At 63.8% G+C, this 13,120-nt stretch carries 7 protein-coding genes, 2 tRNA genes, 2 rRNA genes and 2 pseudogenes (1 of these 13 cut by a window edge); 6 read left to right on the top strand and 7 right to left on the bottom strand.

What is annotated here, in order from left to right:
- The 4 genes and pseudogenes from J0A91_RS09160 to J0A91_RS09175 all read left to right on the top strand — a co-directional run.
- Positions 1-1,371, top strand: a 23S ribosomal RNA gene (locus J0A91_RS09160); it begins 1,421 nt to the left of the window's first position.
- Positions 1,372-1,551: 180 nt separating this feature from the next.
- Positions 1,552-1,666: ribosomal RNA gene (gene rrf, locus J0A91_RS09165) — 5S ribosomal RNA — on the top strand.
- Positions 1,667-1,749: 83 nt separating this feature from the next.
- Positions 1,750-1,826: transfer RNA gene (locus J0A91_RS09170), tRNA-Met, on the top strand.
- A 160-nt stretch (positions 1,827-1,986) separates the two neighbouring features.
- Positions 1,987-2,163, top strand: a pseudogene (locus tag J0A91_RS09175) (Arm DNA-binding domain-containing protein); the annotation flags it as partial.
- Positions 2,164-2,380: 217 nt separating this feature from the next.
- Here the strand turns inward: J0A91_RS09175 and J0A91_RS09180 are convergent.
- The 3 genes and pseudogenes from J0A91_RS09180 to J0A91_RS09190 form a co-directional block, all read right to left on the bottom strand.
- Entirely contained in the window at positions 2,381-2,758 is a 378-nt protein-coding gene (locus tag J0A91_RS09180) for a hypothetical protein (protein WP_169833111.1), read from the bottom strand.
- A gap of 35 nt (positions 2,759-2,793) precedes the next feature.
- Positions 2,794-3,576: a hypothetical protein gene (locus tag J0A91_RS09185; protein ID WP_150126870.1), complete on the bottom strand. Its 783-nt coding sequence runs from the start codon at positions 3,574-3,576 to the stop codon at positions 2,794-2,796.
- 99 nt (positions 3,577-3,675) lie between these two features.
- Positions 3,676-4,913: pseudogene (locus J0A91_RS09190) on the bottom strand (tyrosine-type recombinase/integrase).
- Between the two features lie 425 nt (positions 4,914-5,338).
- Here J0A91_RS09190 and J0A91_RS09195 point away from each other — a divergent pair.
- Positions 5,339-5,878 (top strand): RNA 3'-terminal phosphate cyclase, encoded by a 540-nt coding sequence (locus J0A91_RS09195; RefSeq protein ID WP_069204661.1) that lies wholly within the window; start codon positions 5,339-5,341, stop codon positions 5,876-5,878.
- Between the two features lie 251 nt (positions 5,879-6,129).
- The gene (locus J0A91_RS09200) at positions 6,130-8,091 is read left to right on the top strand and encodes an AAA family ATPase (protein WP_069204662.1); all 1,962 of its coding nucleotides are present in this window, start codon (positions 6,130-6,132) and stop codon (positions 8,089-8,091) included.
- 397 nt (positions 8,092-8,488) lie between these two features.
- Here J0A91_RS09200 and J0A91_RS09205 read toward each other — a convergent pair whose 3' ends face one another.
- The 4 genes from J0A91_RS09205 to recJ all read right to left on the bottom strand — a co-directional run bounded on the left by J0A91_RS09205 (position 8,489) and on the right by recJ (position 12,901).
- Positions 8,489-9,679 carry an IS91 family transposase gene (locus tag J0A91_RS09205; protein WP_069204663.1) on the bottom strand — a complete coding sequence of 397 codons (1,191 nt, stop codon included), beginning with the start codon at positions 9,677-9,679 and terminating at the stop codon, positions 8,489-8,491.
- Positions 9,680-9,686: 7 nt separating this feature from the next.
- A complete protein-coding gene (locus J0A91_RS09210; protein WP_069204664.1) occupies positions 9,687-10,592 on the bottom strand; it encodes a tyrosine-type recombinase/integrase in 906 nt (301 codons plus the stop codon).
- 406 nt (positions 10,593-10,998) lie between these two features.
- Positions 10,999-11,073: transfer RNA gene (locus tag J0A91_RS09215), tRNA-Glu, on the bottom strand.
- A 61-nt stretch (positions 11,074-11,134) separates the two neighbouring features.
- Positions 11,135-12,901, bottom strand: coding sequence for a single-stranded-DNA-specific exonuclease RecJ (gene recJ / locus J0A91_RS09220; RefSeq protein ID WP_069204665.1), 1,767 nt, complete (start codon positions 12,899-12,901; stop codon positions 11,135-11,137).
- Between the last annotated feature and the right edge of the window lie 219 nt (positions 12,902-13,120).

Raw genomic sequence — 13,120 nt, forward strand, 5'->3', positions numbered from 1 at the left:
TTAATATTCGTGGGCCTGGTGGTGTGTGACGGATCTCGTGTGTTGTTCTCCCTTATTGGATTGGGAGGGCTTCGAAGAGGTTCCAGGAAATAGCCCCACCGTATAGACCGTACCCGAAACCGACACAGGTGGTCAGGTAGAGTATACCAAGGCGCTTGAGAGAAGTGTCCTGAAGGAACTCGGCAAATTGCCTCCGTACCTTCGGAAGAAGGAGGCCCTCACATTGCGCAAGCATTATGAGGGGGCACAGGCCAGGGGGTAGCGACTGTTTAGCAAAAACACAGGGCTCTGCTAAGTCGGCTTCAAGACGACGTATAGGGCCTGACGCCTGCCCGGTGCCTGAAGGTTAAGTGGAGGAGTGCAAGCTCTGAAATGAAGCCCAGGTAAACGGCGGCCGTAACTATAACGGTCCTAAGGTAGCGAAATTCCTTGTCGGGTAAGTTCCGACCTGCACGAATGGCGTAACGACTTCCCCACTGTCTCCAGGACATGCTCAGCGAAATTGAATTCCCCGTGAAGATGCGGGGTTCCCGCGGTTAGACGGAAAGACCCCGTGCACCTTTACTGCAGCTTCAGAGTGGCATTAGGAAAGAACTGTGTAGCATAGGTGGGAGGCTTTGAAGCATCGGCGCCAGCTGATGTGGAGCCATAGGTGAAATACCACCCTGTTGTTTTCTGATGTCTAACCTCGATCCATGAAACTGGATCAGGGACCCTCTGTGGCGGGTAGTTTGACTGGGGCGGTCGCCTCCTAAAGAGTAACGGAGGCGCGCGATGGTGGGCTCAGGACGGTTGGAAACCGTCTGTTAGAGTGCAATGGCATAAGCCCGCCTGACTGCGAGACTGACAAGTCGAGCAGAGACGAAAGTCGGTCATAGTGATCCGGTGGTCCCTCGTGGAAGGGCCATCGCTCAACGGATAAAAGGTACGCCGGGGATAACAGGCTGATAACCCCCAAGAGCTCATATCGACGGGGTTGTTTGGCACCTCGATGTCGGCTCATCACATCCTGGGGCTGGAGCAGGTCCCAAGGGTTTGGCTGTTCGCCAATTAAAGTGGTACGTGAGCTGGGTTCAGAACGTCGCGAGACAGTTTGGTCCCTATCTGCCGTGGGCGTCGAAATTTGAGAGGAGTTGACCCTAGTACGAGAGGACCGGGTTGAACATACCTCTGGTGTACCTGTCGTTCCGCCAGGAGCGCAGCAGGGTAGCTATGTATGGACGGGATAACCGCTGAAAGCATCTAAGCGGGAAGCCTCCCTCGAGATAAGATTTCATAGAGCCGTGAAAGACCATCACGTTGATAGATCGGATGTAGAAGTGCGGTAACGCATGGAGCTAACCGATACTAATTGCTCTATTCGCGCTTGAGAGTCCCGCCATCAATGACAATCCTGGGCGGGTCCCATCAAAGTATCACTTTGATGGGTGCCCGGTGACCAGCATGTGTCAAAGACGCGCGGATGATCATTTGCAACGCCTGATACAAACATACCTTCACAGCACGTGCACGATTTTAAACCCGATCACAGCTTGCGCACCGGCTCCATTGCCTGGTGGCTATAGCGTCTGTGCCCCACCCGATCCCATCCCGAACTCGGCCGTGAAACCAGACTGCGCCAATGGTACTATCGCTTAAGCGATGGAAGAGTAGGTCGTCGCCAGGCATTGAAGCCTGTGCGCAAGCTCGAAATCGGATCAGAACCCATTCACATGTCTCATACCCCGCCCAACAGCGGGGACACCTTGGCGCGGGGTGGAGCAGCCCGGTAGCTCGTCAGGCTCATAACCTGAAGGTCACAGGTTCAAATCCTGTCCCCGCAACCATACACCACACATACCAAACCGTCTCAGGTCAGCCCGAGGCGGTTTTTTATTGCCTTTTTTCCACGCCTTCCGCCGAGTCGCAGGCCGCCAGATCCGCTCACCGGATCGCTCTGGATGCCACTACGTCGTATGATCCTGCATCCCGGCAGGAGTACCCCCAATGGCGCTCAAGGAACTCGAAGCATGCTACGCCACCGAACGCGCGAAGGATTACAAGCTCGCTGACGGCGAGGGGCTGTATCTGCTCGTTCGTCCCAATGGCTCGAAGCTCTGGCGGTTCAAATACCGGTTTGACGGCAAGGAAAAGCTGCTGTCGTTCGGCGCCTATCCGGATGTCATCTGACGTGACCCCCGTCTTTCATCTAGCTGCAACCAGAGACCGGCCGTCGTTGTCGCGCAGGTGCGCGGGTGAAGCAACGGCGGGTTTAAACCCGCCCGTTGCTTTTCGAGTTGAGTGGCGAAGGCCACCCGCGGACATTAACTTGCGCCCGAAAATCGGCGAGCAAGCGGGGCGGTCTGAATAGCCAATTGTGGGTCTCGGCGGGTTAACGAACCTAATGAAGAATATCCGCTATGCCATTCACTCCATCCGAAACCTGCCAGTCTGCAATCGGCCCAGAAGCGGGAAGCCCGCTTTCCGCATGAGCTGCCGGTCGACAATGCGCCCGTTCAATGATGTGCAGACCTATTCCAAAACCGGATCGGTGGCTTTCGACCTCCGCGCTGGGATCATTGATCTGGACTTGCGCGGGCGATGATCGACACAACTGCGGCTGTTGATGCGGTCGCTTCGACGCACAGTGCGGCGAGTTGCTGGGTAGCGGTTCGGCGATGTTGAAGGTCAGCGCCAACGCCAGTGAGGCGCGGTGGTGCGCCCGGACTTCCTTGTTGCTCCCGCTAGGAAAGACGTGAGCGATATATGCTTCAAGCATCCGGTTCGCATCAGTTTCGCTTGGCCGAACACTGTCTAAGGTTTCGTGGATTGTAGGATCATAGACCGCCTGCGCCAGCGATATGATGACTTCGCGGCATAGTAGGCCGATCGCCTGGAAATCTTCTTCAGCGGATGCGGTTTCAAGCTGTGCCCGCGCCTTCGACAATGCGCGGTCAACCCGCTCCCAGCCTGTGGCCTCGCGGGGTTCCGAAGGCAGCGAAGAGCGCTTTGCAATGGCTTCGATCGCGGGGCCGAATAGCTGGCGCACATAGAAACGCCGATCCTTGTATTGCGGCAGTTCCGCGCTCCAATGGCGATACCACGCCCACAAATCGGCGTGGAGTTTTCGTATGCGACGCCATCGGGGATCGATTGCCGGATGCGGACTTCTCGCGCCCGATAGTAGTCGTCGACGTCCTGAATCCGTGCGCCGCCGGTCGCAACGTCGATCATCATTGCGCGATGGATCAGCAATTCCGATAGCAATGCGGCCGCGCCGGTTGCGTTGGGACCTTCTAGCGTTTCGACGCGGATATCTTCGTGTTGCCTACTGGCTTGCTGCGCGCTCAGAATGGCTTCGGCGATCCGCTCCCGATCCTGCAGCGGCAACGATCGCAACGCGTCGGCGATCGGGTTCGGCGCCCGCACGATGATTGCTTCGTCTTCCAGGTCGGAAAACCAATCTAACGCGGTTTCGAGTTGTTCAATCGAGGCCCGGCAATGCCGCAGCAGCATCGACAGATCGAAGCGTTGAAGGCTCTCGAGAAAGTTGCACGCACTGTCTGTCGTGTTCGCCATTTGATCCTTGGCGGTCACGCCGATTCCGATCAATCTTCTAGCGACGCGAGTTCTATGCGACGTCAGCTTTCGTGGCAGTCATTTCGAAAAGCATCCATTCCGCAATCGGCCCCATTTTTAGAAGTCCCTACTGCCTTTTGCCTTCCCGAACTTGCCCTTGAGCACCTTGGCGCCGTCGCGGAGGAAGTCGAGATGGTCGGACCAGTGCTGCATCATACGACGCGCTCGTCCCAATACTCGCCGCGCGTGTAGGCGCGACGGACCGCATTGTTGTCGCAATGCGCGAGCTGACGCTCAATTGCGTCGGTGTGCCATAGCCCCATTTCGTTCAGCAGCGTGGCCGCCATCGCGCGGAAGCCATGCCCGGTCGTCTCGTCCTGTGCGTACCCCATGCGGCGCAGGGCGGCGTTGATCGTGTTCTCCGACATCGGCCGCTCGACGGAGCGTAGCGACGGGACGAGATAGGAGCTGTACTCCGCATCGTGTTCGATCGAGGCGACGATCTTGAGCACTTGGCGGGAGAGGGGGATTGTGTGCGCCCGCCGCATCTTGGTCTTGTGCGGCGGTATCGTCCAAATCGCTTTCTCAAGATCGAAGTCTGCCCATTCGACGAAGCGCAGCTCTCCTGGCCGCACGAACACGTGCGGTAGCAGCCGGAGCGCCGTCAGCGTGTTCGGGTGTCCCTCGAACGCGTCAATGGCCCGCAGCAACTCTCCTGCGGCCTTGGGCCTGGTGATGGCAGCACGATGGACCGGCTTCGGGACGATTAGCGCGCCACGCAGATCGGCCGCCACATCGCGCTCGGCGCGTGCCGTAGCGATGGCATAGCGGAATACCTGCGAGCAGGTGCTGCGAAGCCGCTTAGCGGTTTCGTAGCGGCCCTTGCCTTCCATCTTCCGCAGCATCAGCAGCAGTTCGTGCGCTGAGATCGACGCGATGGGGCGCTTGCCGATGGAGGCATTGATGGAGTCCAGCAGCCAGCGCAGCTTCTTCATCGTGACCGCCGAGCGGCCTTCCTTCTCTATCTTGAGCAGCCATTCGTCGGCAACCGCCTTGAAGCTGTTGGACGCCGCTACTGTCGCGGCGATCCGGTCGAGCTTCATCCGCTCGGCTGGGTCCTCACCGCGCGCGAGCATCTTGCGCGCTGCGTCGCATTCGGCACGAGCCTCGGCTAGGCCGGTGTCCGGCCAGACGCCGAACGCCAGCGTCTTCTGCTTGCCGAGATAGCGATAGTTCATCCGCCAGTACCGGCCGCCGGTCGGCGTCACGAGCAGATAGAGCCCGTCTCTGTCGCTAATCTTGTATGCCTTGCTGCGATTCTCAGCAGCTTTGATCGCCACCACCGATAACGCCATGATGGTATCTCCATCCGAGCGACCGGCGAGCTGCCATCAGAAATACCATAAATTTGCTGGTATGGAGTGGTATTCCGCCGATCCGACTGGGATGCTTATACCACGAAAACTCGCAGAAAACAGCCATTTACGGCATCTTCTGGCACCCTCTGGGGGGGCTTGTTGGTGACCCCTACGGATACCGTTGTGAAATTCCAGGAACCATCATTACGTCCCAGCTTCTTGATCTTATTGCTAATACTTGAAAACTGTCGAGCCAGTGCGTCCCACAGTTTTCCGCTAAATCCGGATCAAAGTGTGGGACTTGATGTGGGACTTCATTGCGGGGTTTCAGATGGCATTGACTACTCTCAAGGTCAAACATGCAGGTCCCGGCAGAGCACAGATCGAGATGCGGCTGATGCGGCACGGCTTTTACCCGCGCGGTGGCGGCCCCGATCGAGGTCGACATCATGCCCGGCAAGCTCGCGCCGATCGACTGTCTGATGCGCGGCGCGCTGCAATCGGTGTCGGCGACGGCGCTGTTCGCGGCGCTGGCGTGCGACATCGCCGACCGCGAGCTCAAGACCGCGCGGAAGTTCCTGCCCGATTGGCCGGAGGATGCGTTCGCCGTGCGCGAGCTCCCCGCCGAGCAGGGGCCGGGTAATGCGTTGTTATTGGATGCGCAGTTCGAGCATGTCACGGAGATCGTCACGGGCTTCGGCAAGCTCGGCGTGTCGGCGGAATCGCTCGCCAAGACGGCGGCGCACCGCATGGCCGGGTTCCTCGCGACCGATGCGTTCGCCGGGCCATATCTGGCGGACCAGCTGCTGTTGCCGTTCGCGCTCGCGGGCGGGGGCAGCTTCACGACGGTCAAGCTCAGCCAGCACAGCCTCACGGCGGCGGACATCATCGAGCGGTTCACCGGGCGCCGCACGACGTTCGAGGTGCGGCAGGGCGAGTCCAACCTCGTCACGGTATCCTAGTTGTCGCGGCGGCGCTTTTCGGCTAATGGCGCCGCCGCGACACCGCTCACGGAGTCGACACGGAGATATGCATTGCTGGTGATTACCGACATTCGGGGCGTTTTGCCCGCCGGTTTCCAGCCCTTCTCGTAAGCGTCCCACGGCGCTGCGGCCCGGCGGGATGATCCGCGGCCGCGTTTCGAAATAATCTGAAATTCGAAAGAGCCTGACGGGCGAGCTTCGGCGCGTCCGGTCGAGGCCGGTGGGACATCATGGACGAACATTATATCGTCCGGAGCATGCTGCTCCGGATCGGTCGCGGCGTGCCCGCGACCGCAGGACTCGCGAAGGCGATCACGGAATGGGCGCAGCCCCACGCCGACTGGCTGGTCGCGGGCGCGCCCGGCGAGGATTTTGGCTGGGACATGCTGCTGGCCGGCCTCGAACAGGCGCGGCCTGAGCGTGCTGCAAAACCGCAGGCGTTGCGCCTCGCGGCCGAACTCGCGCGCCTGCTTAGGTTCGGGCCGGTCGATGCGGCGTTGCTCACGCTGATGGTGGCGTGCGACCGGCTCCAGCGTGTCCGTTCACTCGCGGAACTCGCTTCGCGTCAAGGGCATGATCTGCCGACGCTGCTCGGCGTGTTGGCAGGGGCTGAACCCCAGGACGCCGAGCGTGCCGTGCGGCAGAGTCCCGTGCTGCGACTCGGGCTAGTCAGCTTCGTGGCCGACTGGCAGGGCGTGGTCGAGGTCGATCTGCGCTGGCCCCTCGAGCGCCTGCTCGACCGCGCGCCGGCATCGGGGGCGGAGATGATCGATGCGCTCGTCGGGGCGCGCCAGCAGGCGGCGCTGACGCTCGACGATTTCGCGCATGTCGCCGATGCGGACTTCCTCGTACGGCTTTTGCGCGGGGCGGTGCGCGAGCGCGCGCCGGGCATCAACATCCTGATTCACGGTCCGCCCGGCACCGGCAAGACCGAGTTCGCCCGCACGCTGTCCACGGCGGCGGGGGTCGAGATGCGTGGTGTCGCGGAAGCCGACGAAGACGACAACGAACCGACGCGCAAGGAGCGCGTCGGCGCGCTGAGGCTGGCGCAGCGCCTTCTCGGACCCTCCGGCGGCGCGGCGCTGCTGTTTGACGAGATGGAGGATTTCATCGGCGACAGCCAGCGCTCCGATGGCGACTGGTTCGCGAAGCGCGAGGGCAGCAAGGTCTTCGTCAACCGCATGCTGGAGACCAATGCCGTTCCGGTCATCTGGACGACCAATGCGATCGGCAACGTCGACGATTCGATCCTGCGAAGGATGAGCTTCGTGCTAAAGCTGTCGGCTCCGCCACGCCGGGCCGCGCTGCGCATCCTCGACCGGATCGCACGCGACGAAGGTGTGACGCCGGGCGACGGGTTCGCGCGCCTGATCGATGGTGCGCCGGAGACGGCATCGGTGCTGCGCGTTGCTGCGCGAGCGGCGCGGCTCGCGGATGAGGCCGATGGCGGCGTCGGCGCGGCGACCGCTCTGGTACGCGCGCTGCGTGGCGGAGAACTCCCGCTCGACGGACCGGGCGCACTCGATCTCGACCTGTTCGAGCTCGATCGCCCGCTCGCGCCGCTGTTCGATGCGATACGCGGGAGCGATACGCCCGACGTGTCGCTGCTGCTCACCGGTCCGCCCGGCACCGGCAAGACCGCGATGGCGCATCACCTCGCCCGCGCGTTGGACCGCCCGCTGATCGTCAAGCGCGCGTCGGACCTGCTGTCGAAATGGGTCGGCGAGACCGAGAAGCAGATTGCCGACGCCTTTGCCGAAGCGCGCCGTGCTGAAGGTGTACTTCTGCTCGACGAGGCGGATTCGCTGCTGTTCGATCGCTCGCGGGCGCATAACAGCTGGGAAGTGGGCCAGGTCAACGAACTGCTCACCTGGCTTGACCGGCATCCGCTGCCGGTCGTCGCGGCGTCCAATCATGCCGGTAGCCTCGACCCAGCGACCTTGCGCCGCTTCGTGTTCAAGCTCGACCTGCGTCCGCTCGGACAGGATCGAGCCGCGCAAGCGTTCGCACGCTTCTTCGGGCAGGCGGCTCCGGCGGCGCTGGGCGAATTGCGGAACCTCACGCCCGGTGATTTCGCGGTAGTGGCCAGGCAGTTGCGACATGCGCCGACGACGAGTGCGCTGGAGATCATCGAGCGGTTGCGGTGCGAGAGTCTGGTGAAGCCGGAGAACGGCGGTCGTATCGGCTTTTGAGGCGCGGGTGAGCGCGGCGATCAGCCGATGCTAACGGCTGCGCTTAGACCCTACGGCTGCTTCGCGCCCTAGTTCAAGTCGGTGTGAACGTCGCGTTCTGTGAAGAAAATCGGGCACCGGCAGGTGTACGATTTCCTCCAAAGCAGGAAGCCGCGGGCCACGGGCGGTGAGCTATGGGGAAAGCGTTTTTGGCCCGGTCGTCGGCCGAGCGCGATGGTCGACGATCGGGACGCCGGAGCTTGCGGACAGGGCGTGTTCGAGCGTCATTTCATCGGTCAGGAGCAAAGGGTGGGGTGCGGATCAGGGCCCAGCGTGGTGGCAGGCGAGGGCGGCACGAGTGGCATCGACGCCGCAAGCGGAGCAACAGCGCGGTTCGATGATGCCAGGCCATGCCGGGTCATGGCGCGATCGTCCCGGGCGGTACGGTCGGGTTTGGTGGCGCGCGCGGCTGTCGCCAGCGTTCGAAGGTCTCGATGACGACCATGTGTCCGCCGCAGCACGGGCATGGCGGGCGCGCGTCGGGCTGGTCTTCGGGTACATGTTCAGGCGGCGGCGCGACATTCAGTAACTGGCGGGCGCGGGCGAGGCTGGCCTTTCGGGCGGAGCTGGCGAGCAGGCCGTAATGGCGGATGCGGTGGAAGCCTTTTGGCAAAACATGCAGCAGAAAGCGGCGGATGAACTCGTCGGGGCTGAGCGTCATGACCTGCTGGCGATCGGCACCGTCGCGGCGGTAATCTTTGTAGCGGAACGTGACCCCGGCTTCGTCGATGCGGAGCAGGCGGCTGTTCGAGATGGCGACGCCGTGGGTGTAGCGCGACAGATAGGCGAGGTGCGCCTCGGGCCCCGAGAACGGTGGTTTGGCGTAGACGACCCAACGCTTCTTCCTGACCGGTGCGAGGTGGCGCAGAAAGGCGCGACGGTCGGCGAGGTGCGCCATGCCGGCGTAGAAGCCGAGGCGCCCGGCCGCGTGCAGCGCCACCAGCCCGGTCAGGAACAGGCGGCGGAACAGCTTGCCCAGCACCCGCACCGGCAGGAGGAACGCGGGACGCGACGATATCCATCGCGTGCCGTCTCGGGCGATGCCGCCGCCCGGCACGATCATGTGAATGTGCGGATGATGCGTCATCGCCGATCCCCAGGTGTGAAGCACGGCAGTGATGCCGATCCGCGCGCCGAGATGCTTGGGGTCGGCGGCGATCGTCATCATCGTGTCGGACGCCGCCTTGAACAGCAGACCGTAGAGCGCCGTCTTGTTCTGATAGGCGATATCGCCGATCTCGGCAGGCAGCGTGAAGACGACATGGAAATACCCGAGCGGCAGCAGGTCGGCTTCTCGTGCCTCGAGCCAGGTGCGCGCAGCGGCGCCCTGGCATCGCGGACAATGCCGGTTGCGGCAGGAGTTATAGGCGACCCGCCAGTGCCCGCAGTCGGTGCAGGCCTCGGTGTGACCGCCGAGCGCGGCGGTGCGGCAATGCTCGATCGCGGACATGACCTTGAGCTGGTGCAAGCTCAGATGTCCGGCATGCGCAGCCCGGTAGGCAGGCCCTGCGCTGCGGAAGATGTCGGCGACCTCGAAGGAGGCGCGCAACGCCGCGTCAACCGGCGGGCGTCTTCCCTTCCATGAGCGCCATAAGCCGGTCGAGCGGGCTGGTGACCGCGCGGATCGTGCGGGTGGCGACCTTGGTGTAAAGCGCGGTCGTCTCGAGCTTGCGGTGCCCGAGCAGCACCTGGATTACGCGGATATCGACATCCTGCTCGAGCAGGTGCGTGGCGAAGCTGTGCCGCAGCGTGTGCGGGCTGACGCGCTTGCGGATCCCCGCCGCTTCGGCCGCCTCGCAGACGGCCCGATGGAGTTGCCGTGTCGAGATCGGATCGGTGTAGCTGCGCCCCGGAAACAGCCAGCCGTGCGGCAGCAGGACACTGCGCCGCTTGCCTTCGCGCCACCACAGTCGCAGCAACTCGAGCAGCTGCGGCGACAGCATGGCGTCGCGGTCCTTGCGCCCTTTGCCCTCCTCGATGCGGATCAGCATCCGCTTGCTGTCGATATCGTCGGCCTTGAGATGTGCGACCTCCGACACGCGCAGCCCGGCGCCGTAGGCCACGCCAAGTGCCGCCCGGTACTTGATGCCCGGTGCCGCCTCGAGCAGCCTGGCTACCTCATCGACGCTCAGCACGTCGGGCAGCTTCCTGGGGCGATGCGCCAGCACCAGCTTGCGCGACAGGTCCGGTCGCTCGAGCGTTACGTCGAACAGGAAGCGCAGCGCCGACACGGTGGCCCCGATGGTGGACTCCCCGATACCGTGCTCGCGCTGGTGGAGCTGGAAGCGCCGCACGTCCTCGGCGCTCGCGGTGTCGGGTGAGCGCCCGAGGAACGCCGCGAAGGCGCGAACGTGGCGGATATAGTCGTGCTGGGTTCGAGCGCCCATTGAACGCATCGCCATGTCGTCGAGCATGCGCTGACGCAGCGGGGTGACGGGTCGCTCGGTCGGTACAATCGCCATGGTGAAGTTCCTCTCGTTGAAGGAACTCCATCGTCCGCTACCGCCGCAGCGTGGCCAAACCTCGGCGCCGACGCACTACATCAACGCCAACACCACTGCCGCGCAGCGGCTTCGTGCTCTGGGTCTTTCCGGCTCCGCGAAATGCTTAAACGAATGTCCGTTTCCCACCGCCGTACGCGCAAACCTGTTAGTCCGTCATCGGCCCAGGACCGGTCATTTTCCCATGCAATTTCCCGGGAAGCGGGGGACGGTCGATTGTTTGCCCCCGATCTAAAAACGGCAACTTATCGCCCAGATAGGTCCAAGGCCGCCCATTAAAGCCTACAGAAAATGTGGGACCGATTGTGGGTGCAGAATTCGCGGTACCACCAAAAAGCACCGAATCCCGTCAATTCTGGCTTGACGATGGTGACCCCTACGGGATTCGAACCCGTATTTCAGCCGTGAAAGGGCCGCGTCCTAACCCTTAGACGAAGGGGCCATGCCTGTTGCCGGGCGGGCGTTGGGCGCTGCTAGGGAAACACGCGCGCAACGTCAAGCGCCTAATCGGCCCAGGCCGCATCGTCGAGGTGCAACTCCGCTGCAGGCTTCGCGCCCCAGTCGTCGATCTTGGCGCGTCCGGCGAGCCATAGCTTGCGGTGCGGGGGCGCCCCCAGCAGCGCTTGCCCCAATAATGTGTCGGCGGCGCGGAAGGCGACGGTTTTCAAGGGGCGGCCGTCGTCGCCACTGGCGATCGCGCGGACGTGGCCGTTGCCGACCACATCGGCCTTGATGATCCGCACCGGCCCGGCGGCGATTCGCGGCGCGGGCCAGCCCATGCCGTAGGGGCCACCGGCTTCCATCGACTCGACCAGCGCGGGGTTGACCCCGCCCGGCGCGAGCAGTGCATCGACCAGCAGCGCGCGGTCGCCGATCGAGCGCGTCACCGCTGCTTCCAGTCGCTCCTCCAGGAAATCCCCGAACGCCTCAAGCCGATCTTCCGCGATCGTCAGACCCGCTGCCATCGCATGCCCGCCGCCCGCGACCAGCAGCCCGCTGTCCTTCGCCGCCAGCACGCCAGCACCGAGATCGACTCCGGTGATCGACCGGCCCGACCCCTTGCCGACGCCTGCGTCATCCAACGCGATGACGATCGCGGGCCGGCCGTATTTCTCCTTGAGCCGCCCCGCGACGATGCCGATCACGCCGGGGTGCCAGCCGCGCCCGGCGACGACCATCACCGCGCGGTTGCCCTTGTGGACCGCGATCTCCTCGGCCGCTTCCTGTACCTGCGCCTCGATCGCGCGGCGGTCCTCGTTCAGCCGGTCGAGCTCGGCCGCGATCGCCTGCGCTTCGGCGGGATCGCGCGTGGTCAGCAGCCGCACGCCGAGATCGGACTTGCCGACTCGCCCGCCGGCGTTGATTCTCGGCCCCAGCGCGAAGCCGAGATCGGAACACACCGCCGCGCGCTTCATCCGCGCCGCGTCCGCCAGCGCGCCGAGGCCGATGTTGCGGCGCTGCCCCATCACCTTGAGACCCTGCGCCACGAACGCGCGGTTAAGCCCCTTCAACTGCGCCACGTCCGCGACCGTGCCGAGCGCGACCAGATCGAGCAGGTCGAGCAGCCGCGGCTCAGCCCGGTCCGCAAAATGGCCGCGCGCGCGCAGCGTCCGTACCAGCGCCGCGCCAAGCAGGAACGCCACCCCCACCGCCGCGAGGTGCCCGTGCGCGGCGCCTTCGTCCTCGTCGAGCCGGTTCGGGTTCACCAAGGCGTGCGCGTGCGGCAGCGCGGTCGCGCATTTGTGATGATCGACCACGATCACGTCGACTCCGGCCACACGCGCCATCTCCAGCGCCTCGAACGCCTGCGCGCCGCAATCCACCGTCACGATCAGGCTCGCGCCTTCCTGCGCCAACCGCACCAAGGCCTCGCCCGAGGGGCCATAGCCCTCCATCAGCCGGTCGGGGATATAGGCACGCGCCTCCAGTCCGAGATCGCGCAGCAGCAGGATCATCAGCGCGGCCGAGGTCGCGCCATCGACGTCATAGTCGCCGAAGATCGTGACCTGCTCGCCAGCCTGTACCGCATCGGCGAGTCGCGCGGCGGCGCGGTCCATGTCCTGAAAGATCGACGGATCGGGCATGAACGCGCGGATGCTCGGTGCCCGGTGCGCGTCGAGCGCGTCGCGCGGGCAGCCGCGCGCGAGCAGCAGGTGCGTGACGAGATCGTCGGGCGCGAAACCGGGATCGCGCGCGTCCGCCGCCAGCATCCGCCAGCGCCACGGCTGGCCGAGGATCGATCGGGTGATGTTGAGGACGGTCGGGGTCATCGCGCGCTGGGTCGGGGGCACTGCATCGCCGCTCCCTGCACCAAATCGAAGCGGGTTAACAGGCGCCCCCACCGGTGTGGGATGAATATCACACTGGTTCGTAATCGCATCACCCTGCCCGAAGTGGGGCTGGCGCATGGCGGAATTTTGCGCGAAGGGCGCGCCGCGTCGATGAAAAGATCGCTAGGGGAGCAAGTGTTTACGGGGCATGGCCGGCTG

The organism is Sphingomonas panacis (genome assembly GCF_001717955.1).
In the GTDB taxonomy this organism is placed as follows: Bacteria; Pseudomonadota; Alphaproteobacteria; order Sphingomonadales; family Sphingomonadaceae; genus Sphingomonas; species Sphingomonas panacis.

What these genes read in the sequence shown, in the direction of transcription:
- J0A91_RS09180 (WP_169833111.1), bottom strand. Translation starts at nt 2,758, where the DNA reads ATGCTTGAAGCATATATCGCTCACGTCTTTCCTAGCGGGAGCAACAAG.
- J0A91_RS09200 (WP_069204662.1), top strand. Translation starts at nt 6,130, where the DNA reads ATGGACGAACATTATATCGTCCGGAGCATGCTGCTCCGGATCGGTCGC.
- J0A91_RS09210 (WP_069204664.1), bottom strand. Translation starts at nt 10,592, where the DNA reads ATGGCGATTGTACCGACCGAGCGACCCGTCACCCCGCTGCGTCAGCGC.
- recJ (WP_069204665.1), bottom strand. Translation starts at nt 12,901, where the DNA reads ATGACCCCGACCGTCCTCAACATCACCCGATCGATCCTCGGCCAGCCG.